The organism is Pseudomonas sp. A1230 (assembly GCF_044218825.1).
Lineage (GTDB): Bacteria > Pseudomonadota > Gammaproteobacteria > Pseudomonadales > Pseudomonadaceae > Aquipseudomonas > Aquipseudomonas iridis.
In genome coordinates this window covers 1,608,459-1,624,165 of sequence record NZ_CP162582.1, presented here as the reverse complement: position 1 = coordinate 1,624,165, position 15,707 = coordinate 1,608,459, and the positions used below count along the sequence as shown (strand labels likewise).

General features: G+C 58.4%; 14 protein-coding genes and 1 rRNA gene. 6 read left to right on the top strand and 9 right to left on the bottom strand.

All coding sequences use genetic code 11. The annotated features are described in order from the left end of the window. Nucleotides 1-61 precede the first annotated feature (61 nt). The gene (locus tag AB4P97_RS07715; RefSeq protein WP_042558887.1) at nt 62-1,255 is read left to right on the top strand and encodes a GAF domain-containing sensor histidine kinase; all 1,194 of its coding nucleotides are present in this window, start codon (nt 62-64) and stop codon (nt 1,253-1,255) included. Nucleotides 1,256-1,289: 34 nt separating this feature from the next. On the opposite strand, the gene AB4P97_RS07710 is transcribed toward AB4P97_RS07715, so the two are convergent. The 4 genes from AB4P97_RS07710 to AB4P97_RS07695 all read right to left on the bottom strand — a co-directional run bounded on the left by AB4P97_RS07710 (nt 1,290) and on the right by AB4P97_RS07695 (nt 3,651). Beyond that, nucleotides 1,290-1,430, bottom strand: a complete 141-nt coding sequence (locus AB4P97_RS07710; protein ID WP_155401117.1) for a hypothetical protein — start codon at nt 1,428-1,430, stop codon at nt 1,290-1,292. Next, on the bottom strand, nt 1,430-2,155 hold the full coding sequence (locus AB4P97_RS07705; protein ID WP_273878520.1) for an SDR family oxidoreductase: 726 nt from the start codon (nt 2,153-2,155) through the stop codon (nt 1,430-1,432). Before AB4P97_RS07705 ends, AB4P97_RS07710 begins: the two co-directional genes overlap by 1 nt. Nucleotides 2,156-2,585: 430 nt before the next feature. Further along, nucleotides 2,586-2,927, bottom strand: a complete 342-nt coding sequence (locus tag AB4P97_RS07700; RefSeq protein WP_115147985.1) for a hypothetical protein — start codon at nt 2,925-2,927, stop codon at nt 2,586-2,588. Between the two features lie 85 nt (nt 2,928-3,012). Next, nucleotides 3,013-3,651, bottom strand: a complete 639-nt coding sequence (locus AB4P97_RS07695) for an ATPase (RefSeq protein ID WP_395602349.1) — start codon at nt 3,649-3,651, stop codon at nt 3,013-3,015. Between the two features lie 170 nt (nt 3,652-3,821). Here AB4P97_RS07695 and AB4P97_RS07690 point away from each other — a divergent pair, with 170 nt between their 5' ends. Further along, the gene (locus tag AB4P97_RS07690) at nt 3,822-4,070 is read left to right on the top strand and encodes a hypothetical protein (protein WP_042562040.1); all 249 of its coding nucleotides are present in this window, start codon (nt 3,822-3,824) and stop codon (nt 4,068-4,070) included. A 72-nt stretch (nt 4,071-4,142) separates the two neighbouring features. After that, a complete protein-coding gene (locus AB4P97_RS07685) occupies nt 4,143-4,637 on the top strand; it encodes a PaaI family thioesterase (protein ID WP_042558882.1) in 495 nt (164 codons plus the stop codon). 57 nt (nt 4,638-4,694) lie between these two features. Here AB4P97_RS07685 and AB4P97_RS07680 read toward each other — a convergent pair whose 3' ends face one another. Continuing rightward, the gene (locus AB4P97_RS07680) at nt 4,695-6,890 is read right to left on the bottom strand and encodes an OsmC domain/YcaO domain-containing protein (protein ID WP_395602348.1); all 2,196 of its coding nucleotides are present in this window, start codon (nt 6,888-6,890) and stop codon (nt 4,695-4,697) included. Between the two features lie 298 nt (nt 6,891-7,188). Here AB4P97_RS07680 and AB4P97_RS07675 point away from each other — a divergent pair, with 298 nt between their 5' ends. After that, nucleotides 7,189-9,834: an EAL domain-containing protein gene (locus AB4P97_RS07675; protein WP_395602347.1), complete on the top strand. Its 2,646-nt coding sequence runs from the start codon at nt 7,189-7,191 to the stop codon at nt 9,832-9,834. 48 nt (nt 9,835-9,882) lie between these two features. On the opposite strand, the gene AB4P97_RS07670 is transcribed toward AB4P97_RS07675, so the two are convergent. Together AB4P97_RS07670 and ppk2 are read right to left on the bottom strand one after the other, a co-directional pair. Continuing rightward, nucleotides 9,883-10,086 (bottom strand): hypothetical protein, encoded by a 204-nt coding sequence (locus AB4P97_RS07670; protein WP_042558879.1) that lies wholly within the window; start codon nt 10,084-10,086, stop codon nt 9,883-9,885. A 145-nt stretch (nt 10,087-10,231) separates the two neighbouring features. Further along, on the bottom strand, nt 10,232-11,047 hold the full coding sequence (ppk2, locus tag AB4P97_RS07665) for a polyphosphate kinase 2 (RefSeq protein WP_042558878.1): 816 nt from the start codon (nt 11,045-11,047) through the stop codon (nt 10,232-10,234). A 170-nt stretch (nt 11,048-11,217) separates the two neighbouring features. On the opposite strand from ppk2, the gene AB4P97_RS07660 reads away from it, so the two are divergent. Further along, a complete protein-coding gene (locus AB4P97_RS07660) occupies nt 11,218-13,347 on the top strand; it encodes a TonB-dependent receptor family protein (RefSeq protein ID WP_395602346.1) in 2,130 nt (709 codons plus the stop codon). Nucleotides 13,348-13,436: 89 nt separating this feature from the next. Here the strand turns inward: AB4P97_RS07660 and AB4P97_RS07655 are convergent, their stop codons facing one another. Beyond that, on the bottom strand, nt 13,437-14,654 hold the full coding sequence (locus AB4P97_RS07655) for an MFS transporter (protein WP_395602345.1): 1,218 nt from the start codon (nt 14,652-14,654) through the stop codon (nt 13,437-13,439). Between the two features lie 130 nt (nt 14,655-14,784). Here AB4P97_RS07655 and AB4P97_RS07650 point away from each other — a divergent pair, with 130 nt between their 5' ends. Further along, nucleotides 14,785-15,411: a TetR/AcrR family transcriptional regulator gene (locus tag AB4P97_RS07650; protein ID WP_395602344.1), complete on the top strand. Its 627-nt coding sequence runs from the start codon at nt 14,785-14,787 to the stop codon at nt 15,409-15,411. Nucleotides 15,412-15,585: 174 nt separating this feature from the next. On the opposite strand, the gene rrf is transcribed toward AB4P97_RS07650, so the two are convergent. Next, a 5S ribosomal RNA gene (gene rrf, locus AB4P97_RS07645) occupies nt 15,586-15,701 on the bottom strand. Nucleotides 15,702-15,707: the final 6 nt, after the last annotated feature.

Here is a 15,707-nt window from a genome sequence, read left to right as displayed (position 1 = left end):
CAATTAGCCAAGACTGGCAATAAGAGATAGTCTTTCGACGACATTATTTCGAAGCGCCGCCATGACCGATCCTCAGTTCACATCAGACATTGAAGCCATCCGCAGCATTGATGCGGTGCCTGTCATCCTGAGCATGGTCAAGCACATCACCGGCATGCGTTTCGCGGCGGTGGCCCGGGTTACCGAAAATAACTGGGTAGCCTGCGCGGTCGACGACTCGATCGATTTCGGCCTCAAACCCGGCGACGAACTGGTACTCGAATCGACCATTTGCCACGAGATCCGCCAGCATAAACAGCCTGTCATCTTCGGCCATGCCAGCCTGCATCCGATCTTTTCATTGCATCACACGCCGAGAACCTATGGACTGGAGAGCTACATTTCCATTCCTATCGTCAAAGCCGATGGCGAATTTTTTGGCACGCTGTGTGCGATCGACTCCGTACCGGCCAAGCTCGACGAACCCGCCATCGCCAAGACGCTTACGCTATTCGCGCAACTGATCGCCATGAGCCTCGACACCCAGACGCGTCTGCACGCCGCCAAAGTCGAACTGGACACTGCCAATGAGCTGGGTCGGTTGCGCGAGCAGTTCATCGCGGTGTTGGGGCATGACTTGCGCACGCCGCTGAGCGCCATTCGCATGAGTGCCGATTTGCTCGAAACCAAAGTCGAAGACAAGCGTTCGCTCAATTTTATCGCGGCGATCCGCAACAGTTCTGTGCGCATGGGTGTGTTGATCGAAAACATCCTCGACTTTGCCCGCGGACGCCTCGGCGGCGGCATTCCAGTGCAGCGAAAACTGGTCGACGATTTGCAGCGCACGCTGCGGATGACGCTTGAAGAGGTTCAGGTGTCCCACCCGCAGGCAACGTTCATTCATACGCTGGACGTGCCGACAGGTGTCTATTGCGACGCGTTGCGCATCAGCCAATTGCTCTCCAATCTGCTGGGCAATGCGGTCACCCACGGTTCAATCAGTGAACCGATTGTCCTCAACGCCTGGGCTGAGAACGACGAATTTGTGATCTCGCTGACCAACCAGGGCACACCGATCGCCCCCCATTTGATTCCGCTGTTGTTTGAGCCCTTCTCCCGCTCCGAAGCCGGGCAGCGCTGCGAAGGACTGGGGCTGGGCCTTTACATCGCTTCGCAGATTGCGACGGCGCATAACGGCAGTCTGAGCGTCACCTCAGACAGCGAATCGGGAACCTGTTTCGTGGCGAGATTCCCGGCGCAGTTCAAATGGGTCTGAGCACGTGCCGCCCGAACATGCCTGACGTGACGGGTCACAGGTCAGCGAGAATGCCACACTGCGCCGTAAAGAAGCCTGGGGCAATGTTGGCCGGCATGACCTGGCGCAACGCTTCGTCGGCACTGGACATGCAATAGCTGGCCTGAGCCGGTTGCCGCACTAGGGTCGCACTCATCATTGCAGGCTCTCGCGGGTTGGACCGCGAAAATGCACCTCGTTGATGTGGCAGCTGCGCGGCTGGGTCAGCACGAATCGCATGGTCTCCCAGATGGACCGCCCATTGAGCAGTTTGCTCTGGGGATCGACCCTTTCATCCAGACCGGTGATTTCAAAATCCGGCGGATAAAAACCGGTGACCCGAATCTGCTCGCCGGCCAGCCGATCAGCCATGTTCTGGCAGAAACCACTCATGCCGTGCTTGGCGGCAAAAAACGCTGGATGGGCGACGGAGTTGGTGAAATTCGCCACCCCGCACACCGATACCATTGCGACGATGTCAGCTGCACCTGAGCGGCGCAGGCTTGGCAGCAATGCCCGGGTAAGGACAATCGACCCCGTCAGACCGGAGTCAATGGTCGAGCAGATTTCCTCGTCGCTATCGTCCTCTGCCAGCGGCCCTTCAAGCCACTGCGCCGCACTGAGCACGAGGATGTCGACCGGGCGATCATCCTCCAGCAGGTGTTCGGCGAAAGCACGCACAGACGCCGCACTGGCGATGTCGCATTGATAGGCACGGGCGGTACCGCCCTCGCGCTGAATAATCTCGCAAGTGGCCTGCGCACTGGTCAACTGTCGCGCGCACAAGTCGACGTGGGCGCCTTCGCGGGCCAGCCAGACCGACACCGCCTGGCCGAAATCGCGCCCTCCTCCGGTAACAACAACACGTTTGTTTTTAAGCATGATCAACGTACCTTTCAATAAGCAGACTGTTACAGCCCAGGATGCGCAACGGTGCAGCTACCGGAGATCTTGCCCTGGTTCGTCGGCGTCGGCGTCGACCGCGAGCTGGCAGCCATAGACCTTGTGTCCCCGTGCTCTGCCAGCGCATGACTCAGGGCTTGGCCTAAACCGCGGCTGACGCCGGTAATGGCGATCCTGAGCGACTTCCTTGTATTCATGATGAAAACTCCTCCTTGATGTGTCGGCTGCCAGTGCCGAAATGTATAAGCAGATTGTCGGGCCGTAAGTCAGGTACCTCACCGCACAGTAATTGGCGGGCCAAGCAAAATCCAGGCAAAAAAACCCCGCAACCCAATTAAGGGGCGGGGTAAAAAATTGGTTGGTTGCGGCCAACCAAAGGAGCTCTGTGAGATACGGTTAACGGGCGAAATCAGATGCACTCCTGGGCTACCCGTTCAAAACTTGATGGCAGGAAGTTCGAGGCCAGCAGGTGGCGCTCGTAAAGGAACACCTTGCCGCCGCTGCCGGCCTTGTAGGCTTCCAGCACGTTGTCCGCCGAGACCTTGCTCGGCACCACGATCCGGTAACTGCGCTGGGTCTGCGAGACGGTCGGGTTAAGCGCAATGCCCTGCAACTTGGGCACGACGCAATCGGCGTATTGCGCTGGTGTCTTGCTGGTCTGCAAGGTCAGGGTCGGGTCGTTCGGTGCAGAGGCGCAGCCGGCAAGCAGCAAGGAAGCGACAACCAAGGCAGAAACAAATAAAGGACGCATCGGTGTAATCCTGAAAATAGAGTTTCGGTTCAACCGGCAACGGTTCGGCTTAACGCTGCCGCCATTGCCGCTGGTATTTGCGATGTCAGCTTGCCGAGACCAACGCCTTGAGCGAGCTGTCGAACTGCTTCAATGCGTTGAGTTGCAAGTCACGTTGCTTGTCGATCTGCGCAGCGATTTGCGGCGCCGCCTGGTTATGCACCCAGACCGACGGCATCTGCTTTTCCACCGCGCCTTCCGCCTTGCCGATGTATTGCAGGTCGGCGTCATAGAACCGCGCGGTAAAACGCGCTTCGACCAGATTGTTGCGTTGGGTCAGCAGACGATTGAACGTGTCGAGTTTCACCACCACATCGGGATGGGCCTGCACCAGTTCGTCGAGGCTGCCGTAGACAGTCACTGACAAGAACTGCTGTTGTAACGAACTCATCAACCAGTCGATGGCCAGTTCCGGGTCGGAACTGGCGACGAAAGCGTCGCGAATCCGCGAGTCGAGCGCATCTTTCGCGCCGTTGAGGGCCATGTCGTGGTAACGCTCAAGGTATTGCAGGTTGTCCAGGGTGTTTTCGCTGTACAGCACGCCAACAGTCTGCGAATGCTGCAACGTGGCGCTGCTGCCGGTGATGGATTGAAAATGACACGACCGGGCATTGTCGGCGTAGGTCGGCGCAGCGACAGCGCCCATCAGCAGGGCCGCCAGAGCCAATCGAGTCAGAATGTTCATCGCGCAAATTCCTTGAGCTGCGTGTTCGATGGAGCGATTTTCCGCCCATCGGCGACAAAGCAGAACTTGCGTTTGGTGATGGTCACTATTACTTCTAGCGATAGTTGCGCAATGTGCAGACTGATTACACACTCGATCACAACTAGAACAAGATGAATGAGGAATTCTCCTTGAGAACATTTGACCTGATCCGCGACGCCGTCCTATCCGAATATCGCGAGCGCGTGGCTGAATACCTGGTCCAGTACGAAAGTGTCCTGCTGAGCAAGGATGACGCTGACCAGCAGCTCATTCGGGACACCGCCAATCAGTTGCGCGGCTACCTGCGCGGGCTGAACACCACGCGGGTTTTGGGCATGGCGTATTGGGAAGAGCTGGATCGACGGGTTGTCGACACGTGGCTCACGTCCGAAGAATGACCGTACATTCAAGCGCGGCGGCCGTAACCGTATTCGCCTGACCGGGCTCACTACTTCAGGATGACCACACCCATGTCCAACCTCGATACCCCACTGCAAGACAGCGCCGCCCCCGAAGGCGTTTGCTACGGCTGCGGCGGCAGCAACCCCCATGGCCTGCACATCAAGAGCCATTGGCATGAAGACGCAGTGCACGTCATCGCCGAGCATCTGCCGGATGCCAAGTACTGCGGCTGGCCAGACCTGGTCTACGGTGGGCTGATCGCCATGCTGGTGGACTGCCATTCCAACTGGACGGCGATGGCCTATCACTACCGCGCAGAAAACCGCGAAGCCGGGACCCTGCCCCGCATCGATTGCGTTACCGGCAATCTCGGTATCAAGTTCATCAAACCCACGCCGATGGGCGTAACGTTGACCTTGCGGGCGAAAGTCGAGGGTGAAGTCGGGCGTAAAACCCGGGTGATTTGCGAGGTGTTTGCGGGCGACGTGCTGACAGCGGTGGGTGATTCGGTTTTTGTGCGAGTTGATACCGGGCAGTTGGCGGATGCTGCGCATAAGCGCTAACTTCGGAAAACTGTGGCAAGGGTGCAAGCTCCCTCGCCACAGGTGATCATTTCAAAATCACACCGCGACGCTGGCCCGCGCCGAATGCAGCTTCTTATAGCTCTCGATCAAGCGCAAATGCCGATCAAGGCCTTCCAGCTTCATGCTCGTCGGCGTCAAGCCATAGAAGCGCACGCTGCCATTCACAGACCCAATCGCTGCGTCCATGCGCTCGTTGCCAAACATGCGGCGGAAGTTGGCTTCGTAGTCGGCCAGTTCCAGATCTTCGTCCAGTTCCATTTCCAGTACCACGTTTACCGCTTGGTAGAACAAGCCGCGTTCGACGGTGTTGTCGTTGTATTGCAGGAAGGCTTCGACGAGGTCTTTCGCCTGATCAAACTTTTGCAGCGCGAGGTAGATCAGCAGGCGCAGTTCGAGGATGGTCAGCTTGCCCCACGGCGTGTTGTCGTCGAACTCGATGCCGATCAGGGTGGTGATGTCGGTGTAATCGTCCAGCTCGCTTTGTTCCAGACCTTGCGCCAGGTTGCGCAGGCCGACTTTGCTCAGGCTGTGCAGGTTGAGGATGTCGGCGCGAAATTGCAGGGCCTTGTTGGTGTTGTCCCAGATCAGGTCTTCGACCGGATAGATTTCCGAGTAGCCCGGCACCAGAATCCGGCAGGCCTTGGCGCCGATGTGCTCGTAGACCGCCATGTAGACTTCTTTGCCCATGTCTTCGAGGATGCCGAACAGCGTTGCGGCTTCTTCGGCATTGGAGTTTTCTCCGTGGCCGGAGAAGTCCCACTCGACGAACTCGAAATCAGCCTTGGCACTGAAGAAGCGCCACGACACCACACCGCTGGAGTCGATGAAGTGCTCGACGAAGTTGTTCGGCTCGGTCACTGCCTGCCCCGAAAAGGTCGGTTGCGGCAGATCGTTCAGGCCTTCAAAGCTGCGGCCCTGCAACAACTCGGTCAGGCTGCGCTCCAGCGCGACTTCCAGGCTTGGGTGCGCGCCAAATGAGGCAAACACGCCGCCCGTGCGCGGGTTCATCAGGGTCACGCACATCACCGGGAATTCACCACCCAGCGACGCATCCTTGACCAACACCGGGAAGCCTTGTTCTTCCAGGCCCTTGATGCCAGCGAGAATGCTTGGGTATTTCTCCAGCACTTCCTGCGGCACATCCGGCAGCGCCATTTCACCTTCGAGGATTTCACGTTTGACCGCGCGCTCGAAGATTTCCGACAGGCACTGCACCTGCGCTTCGGCCAACGTGTTGCCAGCGCTCATGCCGTTGCTGAGGAACAGGTTTTCGATCAGGTTGGACGGGAAGTACACCACTTCATTATCGGACTGGCGCACAAACGGCAGCGAGCAGATGCCACGCTGAGTGTTGCCGGAGTTGGTGTCATAGAGGTTCGAGCCACGCAACTCGCCATCGCGGTTGTAAATCTCAAGACAGTATTCGTCGAGGATCTCGCTCGGCAACTCGTCCTTCGGGCCAGGCTGGAACCAGCGCTCGTCCGGGTAATGCACAAACTCTGCGCTGGCGATGTCCTCGCCCCAGAACTGATCGTTGTAGAAGAAGTTGCAGTTCAGTCGCTCGATGAACTCACCCAGAGCAGACGCCAGTGCACCTTCCTTGGTCGCGCCCTTGCCGTTGGTGAAGCACATCGGCGAGTGCGCGTCACGGATATGCAGCGACCACACATTGGGCACGATATTGCGCCACGAAGCGATTTCGATCTTCATGCCCAGGTCGGCGAGAATTGCCGACATGTTGGCGATGGTCTGCTCCAGCGGCAGGTCCTTGCCGGCAATGTAGGTGCCCGCCGCCGAGCCCGAGTGCGGCATCAGCAAGGCCTGGGCATCGGCATCGAGGTTTTCGACTTCTTCGATGATGAATTCCGGGCCGGTCTGCACGACTTTCTTCACCGTGCAGCGGTCGATCGAGCGCAGGATGCCCAGGCGATCCTTTTCAGAGATGTCCGCCGGCAATTCGACCTGGATCTTGAAGATCTGGTTGTAGCGGTTTTCCGGGTCGACAATGTTGTTCTGCGACAGGCGAATGTTTTCCGTGGGGATATTGCGCGTGTCGCAGTACAACTTCACAAAGTAAGCCGCACACAAGGCCGACGATGCCAGGAAGTAGTCGAACGGTCCCGGTGCCGAGCCATCGCCCTTGTAGCGGATGGGCTGATCGGCGATCACCGTGAAGTCGTCGAACTTGGCTTCAAGTCGAAGGTTGTCGAGAAAGTTGACCTTGATTTCCATGCGGGATTACCAGAATACGGCTAAACGAATGGCGGCCATTATCCGGTTTTTGAGCGGGAAGTCTTGTGCTTTCGGGAATAGCTGCTGACCGGGTCGACGCCGTCTTCGGCGCGCAAACCCATATCCGGCGCGGCTTGGGCGGGTCAGTCGTCACTTGTTGCAAACTGGCGAAAGCAAAGTCTCCCGGTGTTCACTACGCTTCTACAGACTCCGATCAGCATGATCCTGAAGAAGAATCTGAACATTGCACCAGCGGCACTGTTCTAGATTCAGAAGACAGCGGATCAAGGACGAGCGAATGGACATTTCCACTTACGCAGCACCGCTTCCCCCTCGGCAGAGCGTCGTCACCCGGCGCCTGGCAGTCGCCGTGGGTGCGCTATTTGTCACTGGCGTGATTGCTGCGGCCGTTGCCTTGCTCGGCATCGCCAACAGACTGGATAAGGAGGAAGTCCGCAAGACCGAGTTCTACTCGGTTCGCGCCCTCGAAAATCGCATCACTGCCTCGAAAAACTACATCACCAGTTACGCCTACTGGACCACGGCCTATGAGCGCCTGAGCGATCAGGTCGACACCCAATGGGCCTATACCGAGCAAAACCTGGGTAACACGCTGTTCACCGCCGACGGCTATGACGGCGTGTTCGTGCTGGATCGCGAGCGCACCAAATACGCTGTGGTTCGCGGCCAAATGCTCGATACGGATATCGCGGCGTTCGTGGAGGTCAGCGCGGCTTCACTGCTGGATCAGGTGCAAGGCCAAAACGACTTGACCCACCCCGTCAGCCGCTACTCACTGTTCGAAGGCTGGCCGGCGCTGGTGTCGGCAGCGGCCATTTTGCCTAACGATGAGCGGCCGCAGAAGACTGCGCAGCAAACCTCTGTGCTGGTGTTCGTCGACAAACTCACCCCGACCAAACTGCGCAAGATCGGCAGCGCTTACGGCTTGAAAAATCTGACCCTTGCCCCGAATGAAACCCTGGACCCGGCACGCCCGCGAGTGCCACTGGACAGCACCGGTTTTAGCCTGGTATCCGATCTTGAGCGGCCGGGGCAACAGTTATTGTGGTCATTGCTGCCCACCCTCGGCGCGACGATGGTGGTATTGATGCTACTGACCGCCTACTTCTTCCGCCACGCTTTGCGTTCGTCGCGGTATGTCGACGAAAGCTTTGCGGTGATGCAGTCCTACAACCTTGCACTGGAAGCCGCCAACTTCGGCCTGGAAGCCAGTGAGGAGCGTTTTCGTGCGGTGGCGGAAGCCGCTTCGGACTGGATCTGGGAGACCGACCGGCATCTGTCGCTGACCTATTTGTCAGCGCGATTCAGCGAAGTGACCGGCTACCCACAAACCCTTTGGCAGGGCCAGGACATCGGTCAACTGCTGTTCTGCAACACCACCCCACTGGAACTGTGGCTGAAGAAACTGAACGAAGAAGGTCACGCCAGCGATCTGCGTTGCACCTACCGCGACCATTCCGGGCAGCAACGTCATTGTCGTCTTTCGGCTCGCCCGATCTTCGACAAGCAAGTCGTCATCGGTTATCGCGGCACCGCCAGCGATATCACCGACGAGGTCGCCGCCCATGCTCAAATCCAGCACTTGTCCATGCACGATGCCCTGACCGGGCTGCCCAATCGCAACAAACTCGCGCGTTATCTGGATGAAGCGCTGTTGCTCAGGGAGCACGCGCCGGCGCTGTCGCTGCTGATGATCGATCTGGACAACTTCAAACCGATCAATGATTCGCTCGGACATCCGGCCGGTGATGCAGTGCTGCAGGAAGTCGCCGCCCGTTTGCGTGAATGCACCCGCGACGATGACATCGTTGCCAGGCTTGGCGGGGACGAATTTGTCGTGGTGCTCAATGGCATGGACGCACCTAACGAAATCGACAAGTTCTGCACCCGATTGATCGGCAGCCTTCATCAACCGGTGATCTTCGAGCATCACCCGTTGCACATTGGCGCCAGCATCGGCATCGCCCTGAGCCGACGCCATGGATTCACCCCCAGCGAACTGATCCGCTACGCCGATATTGCGCTTTACCAGGCTAAGTCCGAGGGCAAGAACACCTGGTGTTATTTCGAAGCGCACATGAGCGACCAGATCCAGACACGCCGGCAACTGGAAGACGACCTGCGACATGCGCTCAAGCACAACGAGTTTATCCTGCACTACCAGCCACGCTATAAAGTTGATGGCAAGCAGATCGTTTCAGTCGAGGCACTGGTGCGCTGGCAGCATCCGACCAAGGGTTTGCTTGGGCCCGACCTGTTTATTCCGTTGGCGGAGCAGACTGACCTGATCGTCCCGCTCGGGCGCTGGGTGTTGCGTGAGGCTTGCGAAACGGCGCTGACGTGGCCGGAAGACATCTTGCTATCGGTCAATCTGTCGCCTGCGCAATTCGCCGTGACCGATGTGGTCGAGGATGTCCGCGAAGTGCTGGTCGACACCCGCTTCCCGGCCAGTCGACTGGAGCTTGAGATCACTGAAAACGTCATGCTCAACGATACCGACGGCGCGCTGACCACCATGAACGCCCTTAAAGAGCTAGGCGTGCGCCTGAACATGGACGACTTCGGCACCGGATACTCATCGCTCGGTTACCTGCGTGCGTATCCGTTCGATGGCATCAAGATCGACAAGCGCTTCATCGCCTCGATCAGCAGCGGCGCCAATGATCGGGCGGTTGTGCAGGCGATCATCGGGCTGGGCAAAGCCATGGGCCTGACCGTCACTGCCGAAGGCGTCGAAACCGCGGAGCAACTGGATATTCTGGGGGCTGATCAATGCAATGAAGTACAGGGTTACTTCATGAGTCGTCCGGTCGACAAAACCGAATTTATGGGTCTGCTGCAAACATCGAGAAGTGGCCAGGCAGCGCAGCCGAAGGCAAAAAAAGTCAGCGTCAGGAGTGGCCTGAATCTGGAGGGTTTGTGAGTCCCCCCAGAACATGAAGACTAACTTCGTTCGGTTTCAGCCAAGTGTCTAAGTCATATCGCTGGTAAACACGCTCCCCGCATCCCGCACCAACTGTCGCCATTCGGCACTGGTAATGATTCCCTGCGCCTCCATTTCATCGGCAGCCTTGAGCAGTTCGTCGTACTGCTGCTCCGGATCCATCTGCAATTGCGACTGGGTCGCCAGGTTGCGCCATGCCGCCAGTAATTCTTTCTTGCGCTGATCGAACATAGGGTTTAACTCATGGGGGACTTCCCCTATAGAAAGAGGCGCAGGTGCGGTTGTTCAGCGCAGTCGACGGGTGGAAGGCTGATTCATGATCCTGCCGATTCCAGCACAGGTTCGAGCACATACCTCTAACGCCGAGAGCGAGCCGTCAGAACTTGTCTGCAACACGTTTGTACTGATAATCCGGTTCGCGGTACTTGCCCGGTTTCTGCCGCTTGGGCAGCGTGACCGGCTCATGTGCGACTTCTTCATAAGGAATGCGGCTCAACAGATCAGTGATGATGTTGAGTCGCGCCCGGCGTTTGTCGTTGGAGTCGGCAACCAGCCAGGGGGCGTGGTTAGTGTCGGTATGCTTGAACATCTCGTCACGTGCGCGTGAGTAGTCATACCAACGGCTGTAGGACTTGAGATCCATCCCCGTCAGCTTCCAGGTTTTGCGGCCGTCGTTGATACGCGCTTCCAGTCGACGGGTCTGCTCCTGCGGGCTGACCTCCAGCCAGTATTTGATCAGGATCACCCCTGACTCGACGATTGCGCGTTCGACCAGCGGTGTAGATTTGAGGAACTTGTCGGCCTGCTCCTCGGTGCAGAAACCCATCACCCGTTCGACGCCCGCGCGGTTGTACCAACTGCGATCAAAGATCACCACTTCGCCCGCCGCGGGTAAATGTGGCAGGTAGCGCTGGACGTACATCTGGCTTTTCTCGCGTTCTGTTGGCGCCGGCAGCGCCACCACGCGAAAGATCCGTGGGCTGACCCGTTCGGTGATCGCTTTGATTGTCCCGCCCTTGCCCGCACCATCGCGCCCCTCGAAGACGATACAAACCTTCACGCCCTTGGCGATGACCCACTCCTGCAGCTTGACCAGCTCGACATGCAGCGTGCGCAACTCCTCAAGGTAAGCCTTGTTTTTCAACCGGGGAGTTTCGGACGTCTTTGCGGCTTTCTTCTTGTCTTTTGCCATGATCGAGCCCTCACGGATTGGAATTTCGCTGTGAACCAGACTCGTGAGATTAGTTTATGGCGCGTTGTTTTCCATTGCCGGACAATAAGCAAAATCGCGATGTGTTTCTTTCGTTCTTTCTAACGTCGCACTGTTCATTGCCCGTGCCTGTCTTGTCTGGAGTTTTCTCGATGCCTTCGCCCAATTCCCTGCCCACCGCGTTGTTGGGGCTGGCCCTCGTGTGCCCGACCATGGCTCAGGCTCAAGGTATGGAGTTGGGGCAGGTGCTGATTTCCGCCGAGGATCGCAGCGGTACCGACGCGGCTGTCGACGACGCCAAGGTACGTCTGGCCGCTGTGCCCGGCGGTACCAATGTTGTCGACATGCGCCAGCCATTGCAGGGCCGCGTGGCGAGTAATCAGGATGTGCTGGCCTATCAGCCGGGGGTTTATGCGCAGTCGGCGGGCAATGAAGGCGTGAAGATTTCGATTCGCGGCTCGGGCATCAATCGTGCGCCGGGCGCTCATGCTTCGGGGCTTTATACAATGCTCGACGGCCTGCCGCTGACCGGCCCCGGCGGCACGCCTTACGAATTGCTCGAACCGTTGTGGGTCGACCATGTTGAGGTGCTGCGCGGCGCCAACGGCTTCGATCGCGGCTCGCTGGCCCTAGGTGGTGCCATCGATTACGTCAGCCATACCGGCTACGACGCGCCGAAACTGCAAGTCCGCTATGCCACCGGCAGCCATGGTTACCAGCAGCGTCAGGTCAGTTCCGGGCAAGTGCTCGGCGACTTCGATTACTACGTGTCGTTGACCGACTCGAACGCCGACGGCTATCAGGATCACACTGCCAGCGAAAGCAAAGGCCTGATTGCCAACTTCGGTTATCGCTTCAACCCGAACCTGGAAACCCGCTTCTACATCCGTTACCGCGAAACCGACAACGACCTCGCCGGACGCGTGACCAAGCACTCCATCGAACACAACCCACGGGCAGCCAACCCGGCGTACGTATCACGCGATGACAGCCGCAAGCAGCCGGGCAGCACCTTCATCGGCAACAAGACCACCTTCTACATCGACGACGATTCCAGCATCCAGACCGGCCTCGTTTACCACGACTACCCAATGGATCTGCGCGAAGGCCCGAATCGTCTGAAGGTCGCCTATACCGACGTCAGCGGCACCTTCGACTACAAGCGCCGCGACACGCTGTGGGGCATGGAAAGTCGCAGCAATATGGGCCTGCGTGTGACAAAACATCTGCCCAACGATGGCGCCAGTGAGTTTGTGCGCATTCCCACCGCGCCCAACACCGCAGCCTATGTACCGGGCACGCGCAGGCGCAATTTCACCTATCAGGGTTCGGACACCGTTCTGCACTTTGGTAATGATCTGGAAATTGCCGATGACCTGTGGCTGACCACCGGCCTCGCCGCCATCTACACCCGCCGCGAAAGCGCCGTCACCTATCCGCAGAGCGGAGGCAAAACCAGCATGAACGACTGGGACTACGCGCCCCGCCTCGGCCTGCGCTACCAGGTGACACCGGACCTGCAAGTGTTCGGCAATCTCAGCCGCTCGGTCGAAGCGCCGCATCCGTGGTCGCTGATCTACAGCTCCAACGTGCGTTTCCCGACTGGGAGCGGCGCGGCCACCGGCACACAGCGCGACCCGATCAAACTGCAAAATCAGACAGCTACCACGCTGGAACTCGGCGGTCGTGGTGTAAGCGCGCTCGGTGAATGGAGCCTGGCCTGGTATTACGCGCAAGTGCGCCACGAGTTGCTTTCGGTGCTGCCAGACGCCACCGCAGTCACGCCGTATGAGCTCAACGCCAGCCCCACCGTGCACCAGGGTGTCGAAGCCAGCCTGAACAGCAAACTCTGGTCTTCCGTCGACGGGCAGCAGTTAAGTTTGCGTCAGGCGTACACCTTCAGCGATTTCCACTACCGCGATGACGATCGCTTCGGTGACAACCGCTTGCCGGGATTGCCGATGCATTACTACCAGGGTGAATTGCGCTACGACTGGCCGCAGGGTTTCTTCGCCGCTTTGAACACGCAACTGGTGTCGAAAGTTGCAGTGGACTACGCCAATAGTTACTACGCCGATCCGTATGCGCTGTTCGGCGCGACGTTGGGGTACAACGCGCCGAAAGGTGACTGGCAGACCTGGGTGGACATGCGCAATTTGACCAACAAACACTACGCGGCGACGGTCACGCCGGGGTATGACGACAAGGGACTGGATGCGGCGCGGTCGACGCCGGGTGAAGGGATGGGCGTTTATGTCGGGGTTTCGTGGAGTTTGCTCTGAGGCCACGACAGGATAGGTAAATACGCCGCCATTGAGGACGTCCCTCCCCGCTGGAGCAAGGGACGTTCGAAAGGCAGCGCTTCGGGGCTTCAATGCCCGGCGACCACCGTTCGTCCATGTCCACGCGTCCCCGGCTTGAAACCATGCCCGCGCGCCCGCCAGACAATGGCAAACCCGACAGCCACCAGCAGCGTCATCGCCCACGGAAAAGACGCGACGCCCCACTTGTCCAGCAATACGCCACCGACAACGCCGCTGCCCGCAATTGCGCTATTCCATGCCACCACATTCAGTGACAACGCCACGTCTGCGCCATCGCCGGCCGCATCCGCCAGCGCGGTTTGCAACAACGTCGCCGCGCCGCCAAAGCTCAATCCCCACACCGCTACTGCAATGTAGATCACTTGCGGTACGTGCCCTGAGAAACCCAGCACCACGCATACCGCCGCAAATGCCGCGAGGCTGACGAGTGTGGTTTTTCGCAACAGCGGCTCAACCAATTTCGCCGTCAACCAGATCCCCACCAACGCAGCGACCCCGAAGACCAGTAAGACCAGATCCACCCTACTCTCCAACCCCGCCGACGCCACGAACGGTGCAATGTAGGTGTAGAGAATGTTGTGCGCGAGCATCCAGCTGATCACCACCGCCAGTACCGGCCGCACACCCGGCGTGGTCAGCACGCTGCGCAGCGACATGCGTTGATGCGCAGGCTGCGGTGGGTAGTCAGGCACTTTCACCAATACCCAAACTATCAGAATCAACGTCAGGCCCGACATGATGCCAAACGCGGTGCGCCAACTCACCAGACCACCCAGCCATGTACCGAGTGGCACCCCCAGCGAAAGCGCAATGGGTGTGCCGACCATGGCCAGCGCCAACGCCTTGCCCTGCTGCTCGGGCTCGACCATGCGGCGGGCATAACCGGCCAACAAACTCCACGCCAACCCGGCCGATACGCCGGCAAAGAAGCGCGCCACCAACGTCACGCCATAGTGAGAGGACAGCGCCGTGATGGAATTGAACAGCAGGAAACCGACGATAGTCAGCAGCAGCACATTACGCCGGCGCCAGCCACGGGTCGCGATGGTCATCGGGATGACCGCCAGCACCGAGCCTAACGCATAGGCCGTGACCATCTGGCCAGCCATCGACGGCGAGATCGCCAGTCCTTCGCTGATCAACGGCAGCAAGCCGGCAGGTAGGGTTTCGGTGACTATGCAGATAAAACCTGTCATGGCCAACGCCAGCAAGGCGCCGATTGGCAGGCTTTTCGGCGTTGCCGATAAAGTGAGTGAAGGCGTCACGGGAAGTCCTTGAGTAGTGATTTTGAGAATTAAATACCGATCGATATAAAATACTGACGGCAGCGACCACTCGTTGTCAACGACTTATGTATCGTCTAGTATTTAAATCATCTCACCGAGGAATCCTGAAATGGCAAGAACGGGCCGCCCCCGCAATTTCGACCGCGACGACGCCGTCGAGCAAGCCATGCAATTGTTCTGGCAACACGGCTATGACTCCACCTCCCTCGCTCTGCTGAAAGCACAATTGGGCGGCGGAATTTCCGCGCCGAGCTTTTACGCTGCGTTCGGCTCAAAGGAAGCCCTGTTTGACGAATGCGTGCAGCGTTACCTGGAGACCTTTGCTCAGGTTACCCAATGCCTGTGGGACGAAAATCTGCCTCCGCGCCAGGCTATTGAAACCGCGTTGCGCCAGTCGGCGCGCATGCAGTGCGAGGATGGCCACCCCAAGGGTTGCATGGTTACTCTCGGCGTAATGAGCGCACCCAGCCCTGAAAACGTCCGAGTGGTTGAAGCCCTCACCCAGTCCCGCGCACGGACTCGCGCGGGGATCTTGGCGTGCGTCAAGCGGGGAATGAGTGCTGGTGAGTTACCGGCCAATACGGCGGCCCCCGCCCTGGCGACGGTTTTTGACAGTTTTCTGCAGGGGATTTCCATCCTCGCTCGGGATGACACCACGATTGAGCTGATTGATGCGGCAATCACTCAGGTATTGATGACGTGGGACATTGCGGCCGCCACGTCTGGCAAAGATTGATCAGTGAGAGCGCGTTATAAAAAGCGCTGAAGCGGAAATTCGCTGCCTGTTGTGAACGAGCTATGTAAATTGAACCTAGATACCAACCGGACTGTGTCGACAAATACTGTATTAACTTTCCTGCGGGCAAAACAAAACCCCAACTGCTTTCGCAATTGGGGTTTCGGAATTTAATCTTGACGATGACCTACTCTCACATGGGGAAACCCCACACTACCATCGGCGATGCATCGTTTCACTGCTGAGTTCGGGATGGGATCAGGTGGTTCCAACGCTCTATGGTCGTCAAGAAATTC

Bases quoted from the DNA above. Each gene is read 5' to 3' on its own strand.
- AB4P97_RS07695 (WP_395602349.1), bottom strand. From the start codon at position 3,651: ATGAACATTCTGACTCGATTGGCTCTGGCGGCCCTGCTGATGGGCGCT.
- AB4P97_RS07670 (WP_042558879.1), bottom strand. From the start codon at position 10,086: ATGTTCGATCAGCGCAAGAAAGAATTACTGGCGGCATGGCGCAACCTG.
- AB4P97_RS07685 (WP_042558882.1), top strand. From the start codon at position 4,143: ATGTCCAACCTCGATACCCCACTGCAAGACAGCGCCGCCCCCGAAGGC.
- AB4P97_RS07675 (WP_395602347.1), top strand. From the start codon at position 7,189: ATGGACATTTCCACTTACGCAGCACCGCTTCCCCCTCGGCAGAGCGTC.
- AB4P97_RS07705 (WP_273878520.1), bottom strand. From the start codon at position 2,155: ATGCTTAAAAACAAACGTGTTGTTGTTACCGGAGGAGGGCGCGATTTC.
- AB4P97_RS07660 (WP_395602346.1), top strand. From the start codon at position 11,218: ATGCCTTCGCCCAATTCCCTGCCCACCGCGTTGTTGGGGCTGGCCCTC.
- AB4P97_RS07715 (WP_042558887.1), top strand. From the start codon at position 62: ATGACCGATCCTCAGTTCACATCAGACATTGAAGCCATCCGCAGCATT.
- AB4P97_RS07700 (WP_115147985.1), bottom strand. From the start codon at position 2,927: ATGCGTCCTTTATTTGTTTCTGCCTTGGTTGTCGCTTCCTTGCTGCTT.
- ppk2 (WP_042558878.1), bottom strand. From the start codon at position 11,047: ATGGCAAAAGACAAGAAGAAAGCCGCAAAGACGTCCGAAACTCCCCGG.
- AB4P97_RS07650 (WP_395602344.1), top strand. From the start codon at position 14,785: ATGGCAAGAACGGGCCGCCCCCGCAATTTCGACCGCGACGACGCCGTC.
- AB4P97_RS07680 (WP_395602348.1), bottom strand. From the start codon at position 6,890: ATGGAAATCAAGGTCAACTTTCTCGACAACCTTCGACTTGAAGCCAAG.
- AB4P97_RS07710 (WP_155401117.1), bottom strand. From the start codon at position 1,430: ATGAGTGCGACCCTAGTGCGGCAACCGGCTCAGGCCAGCTATTGCATG.